The 19,382-nt window shown below is 70.6% G+C and carries 14 protein-coding genes and 1 pseudogene; 10 read left to right on the top strand and 5 right to left on the bottom strand.

Translation table 11 applies throughout. The features are described from left to right. Positions 1-102: 102 nt before the first annotated feature. From A3CU_RS0125525 to A3CU_RS0125510, 4 genes are all read left to right on the top strand, one after another. Positions 103-1,182: an S-methyl thiohydantoin desulfurase family protein gene (locus A3CU_RS0125525; protein ID WP_027944699.1), complete on the top strand. Its 1,080-nt coding sequence runs from the start codon at positions 103-105 to the stop codon at positions 1,180-1,182. After that, positions 1,182-2,549 carry a hydantoinase/oxoprolinase N-terminal domain-containing protein gene (locus A3CU_RS0125520; protein ID WP_027944698.1) on the top strand — a complete coding sequence of 456 codons (1,368 nt, stop codon included), beginning with the start codon at positions 1,182-1,184 and terminating at the stop codon, positions 2,547-2,549. The genes A3CU_RS0125525 and A3CU_RS0125520 overlap by 1 nt, the downstream gene beginning before the upstream one ends. Then, the gene (locus A3CU_RS0125515; RefSeq protein WP_027944697.1) at positions 2,546-4,147 is read left to right on the top strand and encodes a helix-turn-helix domain-containing protein; all 1,602 of its coding nucleotides are present in this window, start codon (positions 2,546-2,548) and stop codon (positions 4,145-4,147) included. Before A3CU_RS0125520 ends, A3CU_RS0125515 begins: the two co-directional genes overlap by 4 nt. A 122-nt stretch (positions 4,148-4,269) precedes the next feature. Continuing rightward, on the top strand, positions 4,270-5,877 hold the full coding sequence (locus A3CU_RS0125510) for a PucR family transcriptional regulator (RefSeq protein ID WP_027944696.1): 1,608 nt from the start codon (positions 4,270-4,272) through the stop codon (positions 5,875-5,877). A gap of 71 nt (positions 5,878-5,948) precedes the next feature. On the opposite strand, the gene A3CU_RS46570 is transcribed toward A3CU_RS0125510, so the two are convergent. Further along, entirely contained in the window at positions 5,949-7,049 is a 1,101-nt protein-coding gene (locus tag A3CU_RS46570; RefSeq protein WP_084143742.1) for a LacI family DNA-binding transcriptional regulator, read from the bottom strand. 421 nt (positions 7,050-7,470) lie between these two features. Here A3CU_RS46570 and A3CU_RS46565 point away from each other — a divergent pair, with 421 nt between their 5' ends. From A3CU_RS46565 to A3CU_RS0125490, 3 genes are read left to right on the top strand one after another with little or no spacing between them, the layout of a single operon-like run. Further along, a complete protein-coding gene (locus tag A3CU_RS46565) occupies positions 7,471-8,973 on the top strand; it encodes a purine-cytosine permease family protein (RefSeq protein WP_084143740.1) in 1,503 nt (500 codons plus the stop codon). Then, positions 8,970-11,597: a hypothetical protein gene (locus A3CU_RS0125495; protein WP_027944695.1), complete on the top strand. Its 2,628-nt coding sequence runs from the start codon at positions 8,970-8,972 to the stop codon at positions 11,595-11,597. Before A3CU_RS46565 ends, A3CU_RS0125495 begins: the two co-directional genes overlap by 4 nt. Positions 11,598-11,606: 9 nt before the next feature. Next, on the top strand, positions 11,607-12,038 hold the full coding sequence (locus tag A3CU_RS0125490; RefSeq protein WP_027944694.1) for an RbsD/FucU family protein: 432 nt from the start codon (positions 11,607-11,609) through the stop codon (positions 12,036-12,038). Between the two features lie 153 nt (positions 12,039-12,191). Here the strand turns inward: A3CU_RS0125490 and A3CU_RS0125485 are convergent, their stop codons facing one another. Then, on the bottom strand, positions 12,192-12,869 hold the full coding sequence (locus tag A3CU_RS0125485; protein WP_052372171.1) for a flavodoxin family protein: 678 nt from the start codon (positions 12,867-12,869) through the stop codon (positions 12,192-12,194). A gap of 266 nt (positions 12,870-13,135) precedes the next feature. On the opposite strand from A3CU_RS0125485, the gene A3CU_RS0125480 reads away from it, so the two are divergent. Further along, positions 13,136-14,827, top strand: coding sequence for an acetolactate synthase large subunit (locus A3CU_RS0125480; RefSeq protein ID WP_052372152.1), 1,692 nt, complete (start codon positions 13,136-13,138; stop codon positions 14,825-14,827). A gap of 383 nt (positions 14,828-15,210) precedes the next feature. Here the strand turns inward: A3CU_RS0125480 and A3CU_RS0125475 are convergent, their stop codons facing one another. Next, positions 15,211-15,900, bottom strand: coding sequence for an ABC transporter ATP-binding protein (locus A3CU_RS0125475; protein WP_027944691.1), 690 nt, complete (start codon positions 15,898-15,900; stop codon positions 15,211-15,213). Continuing rightward, entirely contained in the window at positions 15,897-16,985 is a 1,089-nt protein-coding gene (locus tag A3CU_RS0125470; protein ID WP_027944690.1) for an ABC transporter permease, read from the bottom strand. Before A3CU_RS0125470 ends, A3CU_RS0125475 begins: the two co-directional genes overlap by 4 nt. Before the next feature lie 170 nt (positions 16,986-17,155). Between A3CU_RS0125470 and A3CU_RS0125465 the strand changes: the two genes are divergently transcribed. Continuing rightward, the gene (locus A3CU_RS0125465) at positions 17,156-18,376 is read left to right on the top strand and encodes a sensor histidine kinase (RefSeq protein ID WP_027944689.1); all 1,221 of its coding nucleotides are present in this window, start codon (positions 17,156-17,158) and stop codon (positions 18,374-18,376) included. Further along, positions 18,373-19,011, top strand: coding sequence for a response regulator (locus A3CU_RS0125460; protein ID WP_027944688.1), 639 nt, complete (start codon positions 18,373-18,375; stop codon positions 19,009-19,011). Before A3CU_RS0125465 ends, A3CU_RS0125460 begins: the two co-directional genes overlap by 4 nt. Before the next feature lie 114 nt (positions 19,012-19,125). Here A3CU_RS0125460 and A3CU_RS53610 read toward each other — a convergent pair. Continuing rightward, positions 19,126-19,382, bottom strand: a pseudogene (locus tag A3CU_RS53610) (IS630 family transposase); the annotation flags it as partial.

Below are 19,382 nucleotides of genomic sequence, written 5' to 3'. Positions count from 1 at the left end.
GGGGCAGGGCTCCGAACAGAACAAGCGCAAGATCGCTGTCCAGGCGAGCCCTGGCCACGAGATCGGCTGGGCGCGTAGGCCAACAGACTCTAGAGTTCCCGGATGGAGCACGTGGCCGAAGCCGAAGTCGACGACGTCGTGCGTGGGGCACTGCATTTCGGCAGCGGCGGCGGTGGCGACCCGTATTTGGGGCAGCAGTTGCTGGCCGCCGCCGTCCGGCGGCACGGGCCGATCCCGCTCATGACGCCACAGGCGCTCGACCCGGACGCGCTCGTGCTACCGGTCGTGTCCGCCGGCGCGCCGTACGCCCTTATCGAGAAGGCGCACAGCACGCTTGAGGCGGAGACGCTGCGTTCGGCGGTAGAAACCCGGACCGGGCGTACGTTCGCGGCGATCCTCCCGATCCAGCTCGGCGCCGTCAACGTGGCGGTGCCGCTGGTCGTGGCCGCCGAACTCGGCCTGCCGTGCCTGGACAGCGACCTGATGCGGCGCACTCTGCCGTCGATCGACATGACACTGCTGCGGCTGTCCGGACATCCCGTCCCACCCATCACCGTGGTCGGCGGCGCGGGGGTCGTGGCGGAGTTCAGCCGGGGTGAGGACACCGTGCTGGGCGAGTTGGTCCGTGCGGTCATGCCCAGCCTCGGCCTCGTCGCGCTGGTGAGCGCGTACCGGGTGACTGCCCGCGACTGCGCCGGCCTCGGCGCCGCGAGATCGATCAGCGAGTGCGCCCGGATCGGCGCAGCGCTCGCCGCCGTCTCGCCCTCGCTCCCGGGCGGGTACGAGCCGTACCTGCGCGCCTGCGGTGGCCGGCTGCTGTGCACCGGCACGGTCGCCGAGGTCGTGCAGCACTCCACCGACGGCTGGCCGCGTGGTGTCGTCTCACTGCAGACCTCCGGCGGTTTCGTGCGGATCGACTTCCAGAACGAGAATCTGATCGTCAGCCGGGAGGGCACGGTGCTCGCGACCGTGCCGGACCTCATCGGCCTGGCGGACGCGAACACCGGCGCACTGATGCAAAGCACCGACCTCGCGCTCGGGCAGGACGTCCACGTGATCACCGCCCCCGTCGACCCGCGGTGGCACACACCCGAAGGACACGCGATGGTGGGACCGCGCGCGTTCGGCTACGCCGTCGATCCAGTCCCGTTCGACGGCGTCGCAGCCGTAGCGAGCGCTTGATGACGGCGTCGACGGGAACCCGCCTGCGCATCGGGGTGGACGGCGTCCGGGCCCGCGCGGTGGCGATCGGCAAGGAAGGTCGGATCGTCGGGGCCTATCGCGGACGGCCGCAACGAGACTCGCCCGCGCGGTTGCTGGACGCATTGGTCGCCCGCGGGGTCGAAACCACGGCGATCGACCGGATCGTGGCGATCCTGCCGGACCTCACACCGGCGGACGTGCCCGGCGGGTCCCGCGTGGGCGTGTTGCGTATCGGTGTTCCCGCGGCGACGGCGGTGCCACCGCTCGCCGGCTGGCCGACCCCGCAGCGCGAGGCGCTGGTGGGACCGGTGACGATGGTGCGCGGCGGGCACGAGTACGACGGGCGGATCTCGGCGCCGCTGGATCTTGCCGCGGTAGCCGAGTTCGCGCGGGCGTGCGCCGGGAAGGTCAGCGCCGTCGCGGTCTCGGGCGTGCACGCGCTGGAGAATCCCGAGCACGAGCAGCTGGCCGCGGCGGTGATCACGGACGAGCTCGGGCCGGACGTACTGGTGGTGCGGGGCGCCGAGACGGAGGCGCCCGGGTTGCTGGAGCGGGAACACACCGCCGTGCTGGACGCGGCCCTGGCCCGGACCGCCGGCGCCCAGCTCGACGAGCTGGGCGCGGCGGTGCGCGCGCACAACCCGGACGCGGAGCTGTACGTCGTCCGCGGTGGTGGAACGGTGCTGCCCGCGCTCGACGCGCCACGCCATGCCACGGCATGGCTCGGTGCCGCGCAAGGAAGCCTGGTCCACGGCGCGGCGTGGCTGGCCGGCGTTAACTCGGCCGCCGTCGTGGAGGTGACAGCCGACCGCGCGGTGGTCACCACCACGCATGCCGGACTGCTGCCGGATTCCGGGCTACCACGCGAAATCGCCGGTATCCGGACGGGTTTGCGCACTCCCCGGCTGACCGCGATCTACCGGCGCGAAGGCGAGTTCACGTCCCGGCTCCTCGCGGCGCTCGCTCGGGCACGGTATGGGCTGGACGAGCTGCCGATCGTGCTCGTCGGCGATCAGGCCGACGACCTGGCAGACCCGCCGGGCGCCCCGGTGATCCGGCTACCGGAGCGCGATCTCGCCTCGGCGGTCGGTGCCGCGGTCGCCGAGGCCGCCGGTTCGGTCGACCGGATCTTCTGGCACGGCACCGGTGGCCGGCCGGACTCGGTGGCCCGCGCCAGGCGGCTGGCGCTCGACGCTGCGGTGCGTGCCGGCGCGGATCCGCGCGCGTTGCGGGAGACTCCGGTGCGGGAGGCGCTGATGACCTACGTGCCGGTACCCGCCGCGCGTCTACAGGTGACGGCCGTCGGGCCACTGCTGGAGCCGGCCGAGGCGGTGGTGACGCGATGACGAGCGCGACGGTCACCCTTGGCCAGCTACTGGAGCTGGACCTGTTGAAGCACTACGAGGTGCTCGGCGGTGAAGCGGGACTGCAGCGACCGGTCCGGGTGGTCGTCACCGGCTCCACGGTCCACGAGATCTCGGAGCTCGCGCCGGGCAGCATCGTGGTGTTCGGCCGTGAGCAGCTCGCTCTCGACGACCTGGCGGTGGATCTCGCGATCCGCCTGGCCGGCAGCGCGGGTCTGTCCGGCATCATCGCCGCCCGTTCCACCCGGCAGGTCCCGTTCGTCACCCGCCGGCTGGCGGACCGGCTGGCGCTGCCGCTCATCGGCGTCGAGGATGTCGCCCCCGCCGGAATCGTCGCCGCGTTCGACCCCTACGTCCGTGCCCCCGAGATCGCAGGACTGCGGGTGCTCGGCGACGCGGCCCGCCGCTTCCAGCGTCCCCCGGCCAACGCGAACGCGCTCACCTCGCTGCTGGCGGCGACGCTCGGCGAACCGGTCGCGCTTCTCGACGCGGAATCCCGGTTCGTGGCAGGCGACCCGGCGGTGCACGCGCTGCTGGACGTCCACGCGAGCGCGGAGGAGCTTGGCGATCCGCACCCGGTCGCCCTGACCGTCGAGACGGACGGCGACGGCCTGCTGCTGCAACCGGTGCAGGTCGATCCGGCCGGGCCGGCGGCCTACTGGATCGCGGTGCGCCGGCCCCGCTTCGCATCGGGGGGCCTGCTCGAACCCGTGCGGCGCGCGGTCGCGATCGCGGCACTGTCCTTCGCCGTGCACGTGGCGGGCGAGGCCGTCCGGGTGGAACGGGAACACCGGCGGCGTTCCTTGCTGCTGAACGAAATTCTCGAGCAACCCGACGATCCGGGACGCCGCACGGTCGAGCGGGCCACCGCGCTGGGCTGGCGGCTCGCCGGCTGGCACACCGCGGTGCAGGTGCAGGTCTCGGCCGCTCCGGCGACCGTCCGGTTGTCCGCGCTGGGAGCCGAACTGGAGGAGCAACTCGCCGAGCGTGGTGTGCGCGCGACCCTGGTGGAGCGTGCCGAGGGCTGGGTGTTCTGGTCGACGACCGAGGCGCAGGCCGACGCGGCGGATCCCGGGCCGTTGACCGAGCGGCTCATCAGCACGCTCGCGGCCGTCGAAGCGGAGCACCCGGGACTGCGCCTGTGCGCGGGCATCGGCGGCGCGCACGTGGGCACGCCGGGGATTGGCCGGTCCGTTGACCAGGCACGCCAGGCCGCGCTGCTCGCCCGCACCACCTACCGCGCGACGGCCGTCGAGCACATCGACGCCGTCAGCACACGAAGGCTGCTGGCCGGCTGGTACGGCTCGGCTCCGCTGCGCAGTGCCGCGGCCGCCCTGCTGGCGCCCCTCGACGAGGCCGACCCGTCCGGAGAGCTGGTGCGCACGCTGCGCTGTTACCTTGACTGCCAGTCCTCGGCGAAGGCCGCCGGGGTCGTTCTCGGCGTTCATCGCAACACGGTCATGCAGCGCATGGAACGGATCGGCGAGCTGCTGCCCGCCCACCTCGACGACCCCGACGACCGGCTGGCCGTGCACCTGGCCACCCGCGCCGTGGACGTCGAGTGGGACGACCCGCGGTAACGTGATCTTGGCTCATCGCCCTGTTGAACGGCTTTCACAGGGCTATGCGCCCACTGACGGCGGCCCTGTCCGTACTTAGCCTTTCTCCAACGCGACGTGGCGTGGACGGAAGGAGTGGTCCGATGACGGTCGTTGACAACCGACCAGGAGAATCGACTGTCGCAGAGGTCCTTCCACTGCCCGTGGCGGGTGGGCCCGTCCGGCTGCCGCAACTCGTCGGAGCCCGGCGCGGCTGGCTCATGGTGGTGGCCCCGGCGGCAGGCATCGATCAGCCGCTGGCCGGGGCGACGATCTGGGACCCCGCCTGGCCGCCGGGACGGCATCAGCTGGTGCTGGTGACCACACCACGTCCGACCGGCGCCGAGATCGCCGAAGCGTTGGCGGCGGCCGGTCACGCGGGGGCGGCCGCGCTCGTGGTGCGGAACGGCTGCCTGCCGCCTGATCTCGATGTCACAGCGGCCGCGGCGCGGACGGGAGTGCCGGTGCTCGCGGTGAATGAGCAGGTCAGCTGGGAGGAGATCGGCACACTGGTGCGGTCGCTGGTGTCCGGTGCCCGGTTCGGCGCGCGAGGCGCCACGCCCACCGCGAGCGGCCTCTACGAACTCGCCGAAAGCGCGGCGCTCGCGCTGAGCGGCGCTATCGTGCTCACCGACGCGGACCTGCGCGTGCTCGCCTTCGCCTGCCGTGACACCGTCGACGACCTGACCAGCGAAACGATCCTCGCCCGCCGTGCCCCGCTGTCGTTGCGGGCGCAACTCGGGTCGGCGAGGAACCGGCGGAACGTCGCCTGGATCGACGTGGCCGGCACGGGTCCGCGGCTGGTCGCACCGATCCGGGTCGGAAACGTGGTGGTCGGCTACGTGCTGCTGGCGCCCGGTCCGGACACGCCCGATTCCGCACCGCGCGTGCTCGGCGACGTGTCGGCTGCCGCTGCCGCGTGGTTCATCGACGAGCAGACCGGACGCGACGACGAAGACGCGGTCCGGGCGGAGCTGCTACGCGGGCTGCTGGCCGGCGAAGGATCGTTGGCGGCACTGACCGAACGGCTCCGTCGCCCCACCACCAAGCGATGGTGCCTGATGAGCCTCGGGGGGCACGCCAAGGCGCCCGGAGTGATCCCGGACATCGAACGGTTGCTGGCACGCTGCGCGCGGATGCTGAACCCGAGCGCAGCGACGGCGGTGCTCGGTTCGGTGGCCTATGTGTTGTTCCCCTCCGCCCCCGGCTCCGGCTCGGCCGAGTTCGCAGAGCGCGTGCGGCAGCGCGCCGCCGTGCCCGCAGGCAGTCCGTTGGTGGCCTGTATCAGCCGGCCACTGGAAACGAGCCAGGACGTCCGTGCCGAATGCGGGTTGCTCAGGCGAGCAGTGGACGTCCTGGCCGCGCGTCCGGAGCCGGTCACCGCCGAGCTGGCCGAACTGCGCCCGCACGTGCTGATCGCCGAACTGGCCGGCCTGGCCACCGAACATCCGGAGTTGTTGAACGGCGCGCTCGATGTGTTGCGCTACGACGAGTCGCCTCGCGGCGCCGAATACCTGGACACGTTGCTGAGTTGGTTCGACGCCGGCTGTGACGCCACGCGCGCTGCCGCCGCCCTGCGGGTGCACCGGAACACCTTCCGGTACCGGCTCCAGCGCATCGAGAAACTCTGCGCGATCGACCTCGACGACGCCGTCCACCGCTTCACCCTCGAGCTACAGGTACGCCTCCTCGTCCTGCGCGGAGGCTGGTGACGATCAGGCGTCATGGCGAACCTGGCGATCACTGGGCTTCCGCTGTGGTGCAGGTGGTGGGATCGGGGAGGTCAGAGGGATGGAGGTGCAGGGAGGAGGTCGGCGGGAGCTGGCCGGTCAGGACCACCGATGACGCGCTCGGCGCGAGCTGGGCCGGCCGGGTCAGCTGTGCCGGCTGCGCTGGAGGCGCGTACGACTAGGTCGGGTACGAGGCGCACGGTGCGCCGCGGCTCCGGGGCGTCCTTCTGCGCGAGCCGTAGCTCCAGCAGCCGGGCAGCCTCGGCGGCCAACCCTGCGACGGGCTGCCGGATGGTCGTGAGGGCCGGCTCGGAGACGGTGGCTATGTCGGTGTCGTCGAAGCCGGTGACGGCGACCTCGTCGGGGACGCGCACGCCGAGCTGGCGCAGCCGCTGCAGGGCGCCGACGGCGATAAGGTCGTTCGCGCAGACGAGGGCGTCCGGCTGAGCCGGCCAGACCCGGTCCACCGCCGCGGCGCCCCACTCCGCCGAGAAGTCTCCCAGCTCGACGCGCCCAGGAGCCTGCGGGTCGAGCGCAGCGGCACCCGCCTCGTACGCCGCCCGCCGCTCGACGGCGGCCGAGTCCGCCCCGGCCGCCCCCAGGAAGCAGAGGCGGCGGCGGCCGGTCTGCGCCAGGTGGTCGAGGACGAGGGCCATGCCGGTCGCGTTGTCCACGGCGACCGAGTCGGCGACGCTGTGGCCGCAACTGCGGTCGAGGACAAGCAGCGGCAACTGGGCCGCGGCGGCCGCCACCGCGGCGCGGCTGCGCTGCTCGTCCACGGGGATGACCACCAGCGCGTCGACCTGCCGCGCCAGCAGCGCGTTTATCCGCGCCGCCTCGGTGTCCGGGTCGTCATCGCAGTCGGCGAGCAGCAGGGCCCGCCCGTTGGCGTGCAGGGCGTGTTCCAGCTCGCGGACGAGGGAGGGGAAGAACGGGTTGGTGATCTGCGGGAGGACGAGCCCAACGGTGCCGGTGGAGCGGCTGCGCAGGGCGCGGGCCACCTGGTTGGGCCGGTAGCCGAGGCGCTCGGCCGCGGCCCTGACCCGGCGGGCGGTCTCGGCGCCCACGGGGCGGTTGCCGACCATGACGCGGGAGACCGTCGCCACGGAGCAGCCGGCTGCCTGCGCTACATCCCTCAGGGTCGCGTCAGCCATCGATGCCCTGCCCCTTTTCTCGATTCTCGTCGGGAGAACGTTATCACTCCAGGCCATTGACGGCCTGACTTCTGCCGGGCTAGGTTTCGGAGAACGTTCTCCCAACCCTGGCTCAGGTAGCCGTACGGAGAAGCCGGCATCCAAAGGAGGTACGCCGTTGTGCCCCGCTACTCGTCCTCGACAGTCACCCCTGCGTCGACGACACCGGGGCCTTGCAGTGGACCGCCGCCGCAGCTGACGGAAACGTTGCACGTCTTGAGGTCCCGCAGGCGGGCGCCGCGGGCGGTGACCTCAACCGCTTCTCCCCCGGATCGCTGCCGGCCTGGATGACCGACGCCGTCACGCACCCCTGACCTGGTGTCCCGGCATCACCTACAACGACGCGCGCGTGCGCGAATCCGATCGAAAGTGAAGACCCCTCGTGACCCCCGCCACCCCCGCTGAGAAGAAGTCCGTCGTCGAGACCAACGGCGTGAACCCCGTCCCCGACGACGAACGGCGCGGCAGCCCGCGCGGCCTCTTCGCCGTGTGGTTCGCCTGGAACATCTCCATTCTCGGCATCGGCTACGGCATCTACGTCTTCAGCCTCGGGCTGAGCGTGCCCCAGGCGATCATCGCCGGCACGATCGGCTACCTCGTCTCGTCAACGTTCGTCGGTATCCTCGCCGTCGGAGGTCCGCGCACGGGCCTCCCGACCCTGACGCAGACCCGGTTCGCCTTCGGGTTCGTGGGCAACCGCGTGCCCGCCTTCTTCGCCTACCTGTCGAACATGGGCTGGAAGATCACGATCATCACCCTCGCGTCCACGACCGGCGCCAACCTCTTCTCCAAGCTGTGGCCGGCCGTCTTCGCCACGTCCGACGGCAGCAGTTCGACCTTCACCATCGTGCTCTGGTTCGTACTCGTGCTCGCCGTGACGATGACGGTCTCCGTCCTCGGCCACGAGCTGATCATGAAGGTGGAGGTCTGGATCTCCTGGGTGACCGGCCTGATGACGGTGGTCTTCCTCGCGCTGATCATCCCGCACATCGACTGGGCACGCCTCGGTGACGCCCCGGCCGGTGGCCCGCTCGCCGTCGTCGGCGGGGCCATCATGGCCATGACCCTCGTCGGCCTCGGCTTCCTCAACTACGGCGGCGACTTCGCGCGCTATCTGCCGCGCAAGACCCGGGCCGCGGGCGTCATCGGCTGGACGATCTCCGGTCTCTCCGTGCCGACCGTGATCCTGCTCGTGATCGGCGTGCTGCTCGCCGGGAGCGCGCCGAAGCTGGGCGAGGCGGCGGCAGCGGACCCGATCAGCGCGCTGACCGATTTGCTCCCGCTGTGGTTCTTCATCCCGTTCTCGATCGTCATCGTGATCTCGCTCGTCTCGGCCGCGATCACCGGCATCTACTCCTCCGGTCTCGCGCTGCTCGCCGTCGGCGTCCCGCTGCGCCGCTCGACCACTACGGCCATCAACGCCCTCATCATCGCCGCCGGCGCCTTCTACCTGCTGTTCATCTCGACCTCGTTCCTCGCGACGTTCCAGTCGTTCCTCTCCCTTATCGCCGTCATGATGGGGACGATGGGCGGCATCCAGATGATCGACTTCATCCGCCAGCGCCGCCTCGACTGGAACACCGATATGGCCAAGCCCTTCGGCGACGGCGGTCGCAACGGCCGGTGGACGGCGCTGGTCAGCCTCGGCGTCGGCACCATCGTGGGCCTGGGTCTGGTGACGAGCGCGGACCCGAACTTCGCCCATGTCACCGGCTTCCTCCTGACCGACGAGGCCCAGAGCGGCGTGTTCGGTGCGAGCAACATCGGCGTCGTGATCGCGATGGCCGTGGGCGCCGGGCTGTACGCGCTGCTGACGTTCGGCTTCAAGTTCGATCCGAGGTCCGACTACGTGAGTGTGCCCGCGGCGCAGGCGGTCAAGCAGTGACGATCGGGCCCGCCACCGAGAAGCTCGAGCGCTTCCGCAACCCGGACTTCTGGCATCGCCCCGCCAACTACTGGTTCTGGCACCGCGTCCCCACCGAGGACGAAATCCTCAATCAGCTCACGACGATGCGGGAGGCCGGCTACGGCTCGTTCCAGGTGGCGGTGCGCCTGTCCTGGCCGCTGCGGGAGTACCTGTCCCGCGAGTACCTCACGGCGGTCAGGACCACCGCGGACACCGCCCGGCGGCTCGGGCTCCGCATGGGCATCTACGACGACTACAACTGGCTTTCCGGTCACGCGGGCGGGAAGACCGTCGCCGGCCACGACTCCTTCCGGGAAAGCCACCTTTTCTGGACCGCGTCGACGGTCGCCGACGGTCGTGCCGAGCTGACCGTCAGCGGCATCCACGCCACCGACGTCGACTGGCTGCTGGCGCAGGGCGCGGAGTGGGTCTTCGACGGCGGGTCGCCACGCTGGGCGGACTGGGAGCTGCAAGGCGTCTTCCTGCGCTCAGACGACGGCGAAGACCAGGACGTGACCGATCGCGCCACCATCGCCCGGAGCGGCCCCGATGGGGCGACGGTCGCCGTCGAGCTGCCCGACGCCCCCGCCGGCGCGCGCGTGGCCGCCGCGCTGTCGGCGCGCTGCGTGACCTCCCGCATGATCGACTATCTGGAGCCGGCTGCGGCGCGCCGGTTCACGGAGGTCGGACTCCAGCCCTACGTGGAAGCCCTGAGCGACCACATCGGCGACACCGTGGTGTACGTGTTCTTCGATCAGCCGCATTCCTGCTTCTGGGACTGGACGGAGCGGACGGGGACGCTCGGGTCGTCGCTGATGTACTCGACAACGCTCCGCCAAGCCGCCGACCGGGAGCTCGACGGCGGGTGGCGCGGAATTTTACCGGCGCTCGTCTTCGACGATGCCGGAAAAGCGGGCGCGCGGGCGCGCTTTTTCTCTCTGTACGCCGCGACGGCGACGAAGGCCTTCTTCGGCACCGTCGCCGACTGGTGCCACGAGCACGGGCTCCTCTTCTCCGGGCACGAGGTGCTCGCCCACGTCGGGTCGTGGGACATCACCGACGTCGTGATCGCCGACGACGTGCGCTCCAACTTCGGCATGGACTACTTCGCGATCGACGCGTTCCGCGACGTGACCGCCGTGGACGCGCGGAACAACGACGCCCAACTGAGCGCCAAGTTCGGCGACTCGGTGGCGCGTGCCCACGGACGTAGCGGGTGCATCGTCGAGCAGTACTACGCGCGGGTCGAGCCGGGCACGCATTTCGGGGCGGGGCAGTGGGAGCTGCGGCTGTCTGACCTGCGCGCGCAGGCGATCCGGCATCACCTTCTCGGCGCGCGCCAGTTCCTGGAGCACGCGTTCTGGCTCACGGACGGCGACGACCGGGACGGCCGCGAAGCACTGTTCGTCAACCCGCGCTTCGACTTCCCGCCCGGGATGAACTTCGAGCCCTGGTTCGGTCATCATCGCGCGTTCGCGGACGAGTCCGCGGCGCTGTCGCAGTTCCTCGACGAGTTCGAGCCGGATACGGACGTTGCTCTCGTCTATCCACTGAGCACGGTCGCCGGGCATGGCCCGGCGCACCCCGCCGGCGCGCACTTCGCCGTGTGGGCGGAGACCATGGCGCGCCACGGGGTGCCGTACCGGATCGTGGACGAGAGAGCCGTCGCCGGCTCGCGCAGCGACAGCGGGCGCATCCGCATCGGCGATGCCAGCTACCGCTGCGTCGTCCTCCCGGGCGTACAGCTGACGCTGACCGAGGGCTTCGGTGAAGCTCTCGTCAGCGCCCGCGCGGCCGGGGTGCGGGTCGTGACGTCCGGCCCGACACTCGCCGCCCTTGACGACGGTGGCACCGGGGAAAAAGACAGTGTCGGCGCTCGTCGTCCTGCTCCCGAGGACGTGCTCGAACTCCTCCACGGCGTGCGCGGGAGCGACATGATCACAGTCACGCCGGTGGATCGGAGAACCCTCTGGACGCGGACCGGCCGTGACCGGGATGCGACCCTGTACGCGGCCGCGTTCAACGACGCGGACACGCCGGCCCATCTGGTCGTGGAGCTCCCGGAGGGGAGATGGCGCTTCTCCCGGTGGACGCCCTCGACCGGCCAGGTCGATACCCGCGACGCCGACCGCTCGTTCGTACTGCGCGTCGACGCGCAGGAAATCGTTTGTGTCAGCGCGGTGCGCGTGCCCGAGAACAAGATCTCGCTGACGGACGGATGGACGCTCGCGCTCGCCGGCCGTGAAGGGGTGCCCGTGAGCGTGGAGACGCCGCTGGAGGAGCAACTCCCCGAGCTGCTGGACGGTGCCGTCACCTACGTCCGGCAGGTGCGGATCCCGCCGGGGAACTGGGAACTCGTGCTCGACGGCGTACGGGACGCGGTCGAGGTGTTCGCCGACGGCGAGTCCGCCGGGCGGGCCGCGTGGCTGCCGTACCGCTTCGCCCTCGACCGGTTCGCCGGCCGGGAGGTGCGGCTCGAGATCGCCGTGGCGCCGAGCGCCGCGGACCGCTACTACCAGGGATCCCCGTTGCGTGGGCGCTTTTCGAGCCGGTCGGGCATCACCCGGCCGCCGCGGCTCGTGCGCCCGCCGACTGGCGAGTGAGAGGACGACATGCTCAAGAACATCCACCCGCTCATCGGCCCGGAACTCCTCTCGGCACTCGCCCGCATGGGGCACGGCGACACGCTTGCCGTCGTCGACAACAACTATCCTGCCTACGCGGCGGGCGTCCCCGTCGTCCGGCTCGACGGCGTCGACGTCGTCACCGCGGTCGACGCCATCCTGACCCTGCTGCCGATCGATGACTTCGAGCCGGAGCCCGTCGCGCGGATGGGCGTGGTCGGTGACCCGGACGCCGTCCCTCCAGTCGCGCGCGAGGTCGGCGACGTCGTGGAGCGGGTCGAGGGACGGCAGGTCCGTGTGCGGGTTGTGGAGCGGTTCGACTTCTACGCAGAAGCCCGCCGAGCCTCCGTTGTCGTCGCGACGGGCGAGACCCGGGCCTATGGATGCTTCCTGCTGACGAAGGGCGTCATCCGCCTCTGAACGCCGACTTCGCGGTCGCTCCCCCCGTGCCGACCACACCGGGCCTGCTCGGGGCCCGACTTCAACGCCTACTGCCAGGCCACCTACATCGTGCACCAACAGCGGCAACGCCCTCGAATCCCAGGACGCCTGCCAGGGCGGCCGTTGGTGTCCCTACCGGTGCTCGGGGTTTTCGTAGTCGCGGCGGCAGCCGGCGTCCCAGGCGGTGCGCTGGTTGCCGTAGGCGGGGATGCCACCGAGATCCTTCAACGCCCGGGCCAGGTGCAGCAGGTTCCAGGTCATGAAGGTGGTGTTGCGGTTGGTGAAGTCGTTTTCCGGCCCGCCCGATCCGGGGTCGAGGTACGAGGGGCCGGGACCCGCCTCGCCGATCCAACCGGCATCCGCCTGGGGTGGGATGGTGTAGCCGAGGTGTTGCAAACTGTAGAGGACGTTCATGGCGCAGTGCTTGACGCCGTCCTCGTTGCCGGTGATCAGGCAGCCGCCGACGCGGCCGTAATAGGCGTACTGGCCTGCCTCGTTGAGCAGGCTGGAGCAGGCGTAGAGGCGTTCGATCACCTGCTTCGTCACAGAGCTGTTGTCGCCCAGCCAGATGGGGCCGGCCAGCACGAGAATGTCGGCCGCCAGGACCTGCTGGTACAGGTCCGGCCATGCGTCCGTCTCCCAGCCGTGCTCCGTCATGTCGGGCCACACACCGGTGGCGATGTCGTGGTCCACCGCCCGGACGACATCGACGTGCACTCCCTGCGCGTCCATGATGGCGGTGCTGCGGTCGATCAGCCCCTGCGTGTTGCTCGTCTCCGGCGACCGTTTGAGGGTGCAGTTGATCACCATGGCGCGCAGGTCGTCGTACCGGGCCGGTGGTGCATCGGTGGCGGGTGTGGTCACGCGATCCTCCCAGTGCCCTGCCGCCGCACGCTGCGCGGCGAGTCGTCGACATCCGTGTCCAGCATGCGGGCCGTGTGCGGGAGGCGCCACCGGATCGCCTTCCCATGGCCCCGGGCGGTGCTTGCGCGTGAGAGCTCCGGTGTGGGTCATCAGCCACCCCTGCGGGCGGCTGATGAGTGGCTGGGGCGGGTCGGCTGCCCTACGTTCGTCTCATGGGCAGCGAAGGCGCGACGGGGTCGCGGAAGACGGCTGCTGTGGAGGACGTCGCCACCTTGTTGGTGGGTTGCCTGCGGGCGGAGGGCGTGGAGTACGTCTTCGGGATCCCCGGTGAGGAGAACATCCGCTTCGTTGACGCGCTGAACGACTCCGGGATCCGCTACGTCCTGGTGCGCCACGAGCAGGCCGCCTCGTTCATGGCGGAGATCTACGGGCGGCTGACCGGCCGGGCTGGAGTCTGCTCGGCCACGCTGGGTCCCGGTGCGATCAACCTGCTGCTGGGCACCGCGGACGCCATGACCAATAGCGCTCCGCTGGTGGCCGTGGCGGCGCAGGGCTCGCTGCGCCGCATCCACAAAGAGTCGCACCAGGTCATCGACCTGGTGTCGATGTTCGCTCCCGTCACCCAGTGGGCGGCGCGCATCGAGTGTCCGGACGCGGTTCCGGAGATGACGCGCAAGGCGTTCAAGACCGCGCAGGGCGAGCGCCCCGGGGCTGTGTTCCTGGCGGTGCCGGAGGACATCGAAACCGAGCGTCCCGCCGAGCCGCTGGCACCCCTGCAGATCGACACAGTGCACGCCGATGCGCCCTCGCCCGCCCAGATCGCGCGGGCCGCCAAGGTGCTCGCCGCCGCACGGCACCCCGTCGTGCTGGCAGGCCACGGCGCCGCCAGGGCCCAAGCCTCGGACGCTCTCATGCGGTTCGCCGAGCGGTTGAACATCCCGGTCGCGACCACCTTCCACGGCAAGGGCGTCTTCCCCGACGACCACCCGAACGCCCTGGGTGCGGTCGGCTTCATGCGCCACGACTATGGCAACTTCGGCTTCGACTCGGCCGACGTGCTGGTCTGCGTGGGCTACGAGATCCAGGAGTTCGACCCCAGCAAGATCAACCCGAACGGCGACAAGCGGATCCTGCACATGCACCGCTTCCCCGCCGAGGTGGACGCCCACTACCCGGTCGCGGTCGGCGTGGAAGGTGACCCCGCGCAGGCGCTGGACGCACTCGCGGCGGCACTGCCCGACGGACTCACCTACGACTCGGGAAGCAGCGAGAAGATCCGTACCCTCCTCGACGAGGAACTCCGGTACGGACGCCACAACGACGCTTTCCCCCTCGTACCACAGCGCGTGGTGAGTGATGTCCGCACCGCCCTGGACCGCCACGACATCGTGCTCGCCGACACCGGCGCCGGGAAAATGTGGATGGCCCGCCTCTACCGGACCTACGAACCGGACACCTGCCTCGTCTCCAACGGCCTGTCCACCATGGGCTTCGCGCTGCCAGGCGCCATCGCCGCCAAGCTGGCCCGGCCCGACCGACGCGTCCTTGCAGTGATGGGCGACGGCGCGTTCCTGATGAACTCACAGGAACTGGAGACCGCCATCCGCGAACACGTCCGGCTGGTCGTCCTCGTCCTGGTGGACGAGGAATACGGCCTGATCACCTGGAAAATGGAACTCGAACTCGGCCGCCACAGCCACACCCGGTTCACCAACCCGGACCTGGTCGCCTACGCCGAAAGCTTCGGCGCACGCGGCTACGCCATCGAGACCGCCGACCAGCTGTTGCCTGTACTGCGCCGTTCCCTCGACGACGACACGGTCTCCGTGATCGCCTGCCCCGTCGACTACTCCGAGAATCTGCGTCTGACCGACCGACTGGGCAGTCTCCACGGCCCGTTCTGACCCGAGAGCCAAGCCCAGCCTGGGGCGCCGGCCGTGCCCGGTGCCGGACTCGGACCCAAGGCCCGGCAGCCAGGCACCCCAGCGGGGCCCCGCCCTCCGCCAGGCCGGTCCTTGCCCACGGATATCGGTGGTGGTGACCTCAGCTGTGGCGGTATGTCCGGGTCGGGTTCCCAGCCGAACAGGCTGCGCTGGTGGCTGCACGAGCCGGAGCTCGTCGCGCGGATGGGCGTGGTCGGCGACCCGGACGCCGTCCCTCCAGTCGCGCGCGAGGTCGGCGACGTCGTGGAGCGGGTCGAGGGACGGCAGGTCCGTGTGCGGGTTGTGGAGCGGTTGAACCCTGACTCCGCCGACCGCCGTTCGGAGCAACGCGCTGGAGCCGTTCCTTATGCCGGAGTCCGCACTGTGGGGAGGCGGAGGCGGCCGTCGTGGACTTCGGCGATCTGGTCGACGGCGGTGAGGTGGGTGCGGTCGTGGGTCACCAGGACAGTGGCGGTGGCCTGCTGGTGGGTGAGGCGGGTGATCAGGTCGATGATGGCGGCGCCGCGTTCGTGGTCGAGGGCGCTGGTGGGTTCGTCGACCAGGAGGACGGTGGGGTCGTTCATCAGGGCGCGGGCGATGTTCACGCGCTGGCGCTGGCCACCGGAGAGCTGGTGGGGACGGCGGTCGGCCTGGTCGGCCAGGCCGACCGCCGCCAGCAGCTCCATCGCCCTGGGCCGGGCCTTGGCCGGGGGACGGCCGTCGAGCTTGGCCATGACCAGGAGCTGTTCGGCGGAGGTCAGGGAGGGCAGGAGGTTGGGCTGCTGGAAGACAATGCCGATCTTGTCACGGCGAAGGTCGGTCAGTTCGGCGCGAGTCATGCCGGTGGTCTCGGTCCCATCGATGGTGACGGTGCCGGCATCGGCGGCGATGAGAGTGGCGGCGACGGCCAGCAGGCTGGACTTGCCGGAACCGGAAGGGCCGACCACGGCGGTGAGGTTGCCCTCACCGACGTTCAGGGTGACGCGGTCGAGAGCGGTCAGGCGGGACTCGCCGTCGGGATAGGTGAGAGTGATGTCGGTCAGGTTCAGGCTCATCGGGCACTCCCCAGAGCAGTCAGCGGGTCGACGGAGGTGATGCGACGGACAGACAGGGCCGCCCCGAGCACGCCGAGGAGGATCATCACCGCGGCGGGAACGAGGACGGTGGCGGGTGTGAGGACGAACGGCACCGCACTGCCGGCGAAAAGCGCGCCGAGGGCGACGGCGATACCGGTGCCGATTCCGGTGCCGCCGGCCAGCAGGACGACGGCTTGGCCGAGTGCGTCCTTCAGCAGGTTGGCGGTGGAGGCGCCCAGGGCCTTCAGGACGGCGATGTCGCCGCTGCGCTGAATGGTCCACACGGTGAAGAAGGCGCCGATGACCAGGGCGGAGATGGCGAACAGGAAGCCGCGCATCAGCTGCAGGGAGCCGTTCTCGGAGGTGTAGGAGCCGATCGCGGACAGCGAGTCGTCCTTCGAGACCGTCCTGGTACCCGCGGCGGCGTCGGCGGCTTGCACGTCGGCGTCGGAGGTGGTGCTCAGGGCGATCACGGTGGCGGTCGAGCCGTCTGAGGCCCCGGTGGGTAAAGCGGTCTTCCGCCAGGTCTGAAGGCTGGTCCAGATGACGGGCGTGTGGCTGAAGGAAGCGTCGCCGTGCACGGCGGCCACCGTCAGCTTCTGCCCGGCCAGGGTGACGCTGTCGCCCGGCTGGAGGCCGAGATCGTCGGCAGCCGTGGTGGACAGCACCACCGCGCTGTTGGTGATCTTGCCGCTGTCGGGGGCCAGCCCCGAGCCAGGCTGCAGGCCGAACACGGAGACTCCAGCGCTCTTGCCGCCGGCGGTGGCTTTGGTGGTGGCGATGCCCAGCGGTTCGGCACTCGTGACGCCGGGTGTCCTGGCCCACTGCTGCCACTGCTTTTCGGTGACGGTGGAGTTCGAGTAGGACAGGTCCTCCCCGTCGCCGGGGGCGTTGAAGGCGATCTTGTCGGCGGGCAGTCCGGTGATCGCGGAGACGTTCTGCCGGCCGAGCCCGGCAGTCAGGCCCGACAACAGCCCGACCAGCAAAGTGATCAGCACGATCACGGCCCCCATCAGGGCGAAGCGCCCCTTGGCGAACCTTAAGTCTCTGACAGCGACGAACACGGCTTGGCCTGCCTTTTCAACAATGGAAGCGGTACGCCTCCACCATTGCCGCCCGCCCCGGGCGAGGGCGTCTGGCGTGGGAAAGCACTTCGCGGATCGAACGGCAGCGTGTGGGTTCTAACTTTCGATGGAGGCCGGCGTCGCAGGCAGCCACCTAATCTGGAAGGACCGTGAACGCCACCGCCCCCATCCTGACCCCGACCACCCGGACCCTGACCTGGTGCCTGCACCTGTTGATCATCGGCCTGCTCGTGCTGGCCGCGGGCCGGGCCGTGATCGGCAGCGCACCGCACGCCGGATCTGTGGTTGCGGTGTCCGTCGCACTCGTGCTGGTGTACGCGGCCGGGCCACTCCTGCCGGCGGTCAGCTCCTCGCGGCGGGCCGCGGCCCTCTGGCTGACCGCGGTAGGGGCCGTGTGGCTGGTGTTGCTGGCCTTGACCGCCGAGGGCGTGTGGGTGGCCTTCCCGCTGTACTTCCTCCAGCTGCACCTGCTGCCGCGCCGCGCCGCTCTCGCCGCCGTGGTCGCGACCGCCCTCGCGGCGATCACCACCTTCGCCGCCCACAACGGCTCCTTCACCGTGGCCACCGCGATCGGCCCGGCGCTCGGCGCCGCCGTGGCGGTCGCGGTGGTGTGGGGCTACCAGGCCCTGTACCGGGAGAGCGAACAGCGCCGCAGCCTGATCGAGGAGCTCACCGCCACCCGCGCCGACCTGGCGAAGGCACAGCACACCGCCGGTGTGTCAGCCGAACGGGAACGCCTGGCCCGGGAGATCCACGACACCCTCGCCCAGGGCCTGTCGAGCATTCAACTGCTGCTGCGCGCCGCCGAACGCGCCTTGCCCGACCAGACCGAGACCGCGGCCGGCTACGTGTGCCAGGCCCGGCAGGCCGCCGTCGACAACCTCGCCGAGGCCCGCCGCTTCGTCGTCGCCCTGACCCCGCCCTCCCTGGAGGGCACCACCCTGGCCGGCGCTCTGGAACGCCTGTGCGCCACCACCTCCACGCACCACCGGATCACCGCCCGCTTCCACCTCACCGGCAACCCGATCCCGCTGCCCACCGCGCACGAGGTCGCGCTGCTGCGTATCGCCCAGTCCGCCCTGGCCAACACCGTCCACCATGCCGACGCCACTACGGCGCAGGTGACCCTGAGCTACGTCGGCGACCACGCCGCCGTCGACGTCGCCGACGACGGGATCGGATTCGACCCGGCCCAGGTGCCCGCACCCGACCCGAACCACGGCGGGTTCGGGCTCGCCGCCATGCATGCCCGCATGCACGCCCTCGGCGGTACCCTCACCATCGAATCCGCCCCCGGGCACGGCACCGCCCTAACCGCCCAACTCCCGTTCGCCCCGCCCGTCGACGCCGAGCCCGAGGCCCACCCGTGACCGACACCCCGATCCGCCTGCTCGTGGCCGACGACCATCCCGTGGTCCGGGCCGGACTGCGTGCCGTGCTGGAGACCGAACCCGGCCTGATCGTGGTGGCCGAGGCGGCCACCGCCGAAGACGCCGTCACCCGCGCCGCCGAGGGCGACATCGACGTCGTCCTGATGGACCTGCAGTTCGGCATCAACAGAATGAACGGCGCCGAGGCCACCGCGGCGATCACTGCCCGACCGGGCGCCCCTCGCGTTCTGATCGTCACGACCTATGACACCGACGCCGACACGCTGCCGGCCATCGAGGCCGGCGCCACCGGCTACCTGCTCAAAGACGCCCCGCCCACGGACCTGGCCGCCGCCGTGCGCACCGCCGCGGCCGGCCGCACCACGCTCGCGCCCGCGGTCGCCGACCGGCTCATGAACCGGCTGCGGGCTCCTGGCAACGCCCTGACCCGGCGCGAGATCGAAGTCCTCGTCCTGGTCGCCGAGGGCCTGTCCAACCAGGCCATCGGTCAACGGCTCCACCTCACCGAGGGCACCGTCAAGTCCCACCTGTCCCGCATCTACACCAAGCTCGGCGTCGATTCACGCACCGCCGCCGTCGCCACCGCCACCGACCTCGGCCTCATCCGCCGGTGACTTCACCGAAGCGGATCGAACGAGCACGCGGTGACCGTCCTTTATAGCGACGCCACACCGTCAACCAGTGGAAACGCCATACACCATACGCAACCGCGGGCAACTAGTGCCTCGTCAAGCAACGTTGATCATGTAATTGGGTTCTCGGATGGGTGAGTTGATCGCGAAGTGGCGTTTCGGTCGAGCACGTGCGTTGCGCCAGCGGACGTAGTCAGCAATGGCCGCGTTCTGCTCGGCGTGGCTGCGGTGGTCGGTGCCGTTGAGCGCGAAGTAGCGCAGCGCGGTGAACTCGCATTCGATCCAGTTCAGCCACGAGGCGTTGGTCGGCAAGTACACCAGCTCGATGTTGTTGGCGGCGCACCAGGCCCGAA

The sequence above is a fragment of the Amycolatopsis taiwanensis DSM 45107 genome (assembly GCF_000519205.1).
Taxonomy (GTDB): Bacteria; Actinomycetota; Actinomycetes; order Mycobacteriales; family Pseudonocardiaceae; genus Amycolatopsis_E; species Amycolatopsis_E taiwanensis.
The sequence above is the reverse complement of the archived record's forward strand: the minus strand, read 5'-3'. Positions and strand labels throughout refer to the sequence as shown.

Coding starts and splice junctions, on each gene's coding strand:
- A3CU_RS0125520 (WP_027944698.1), top strand. CDS start 1,182: ATGACGGCGTCGACGGGAACCCGCCTGCGCATCGGGGTGGACGGCGTC.
- A3CU_RS0125525 (WP_027944699.1), top strand. CDS start 103: ATGGAGCACGTGGCCGAAGCCGAAGTCGACGACGTCGTGCGTGGGGCA.
- A3CU_RS0125490 (WP_027944694.1), top strand. CDS start 11,607: ATGCTCAAGAACATCCACCCGCTCATCGGCCCGGAACTCCTCTCGGCA.
- A3CU_RS0125485 (WP_052372171.1), bottom strand. CDS start 12,869: ATGGTGATCAACTGCACCCTCAAACGGTCGCCGGAGACGAGCAACACG.
- A3CU_RS0125480 (WP_052372152.1), top strand. CDS start 13,136: ATGGGCAGCGAAGGCGCGACGGGGTCGCGGAAGACGGCTGCTGTGGAG.
- A3CU_RS0125475 (WP_027944691.1), bottom strand. CDS start 15,900: ATGAGCCTGAACCTGACCGACATCACTCTCACCTATCCCGACGGCGAG.
- A3CU_RS0125515 (WP_027944697.1), top strand. CDS start 2,546: ATGACGAGCGCGACGGTCACCCTTGGCCAGCTACTGGAGCTGGACCTG.
- A3CU_RS0125510 (WP_027944696.1), top strand. CDS start 4,270: ATGACGGTCGTTGACAACCGACCAGGAGAATCGACTGTCGCAGAGGTC.
- A3CU_RS46570 (WP_084143742.1), bottom strand. CDS start 7,049: ATGGCTGACGCGACCCTGAGGGATGTAGCGCAGGCAGCCGGCTGCTCC.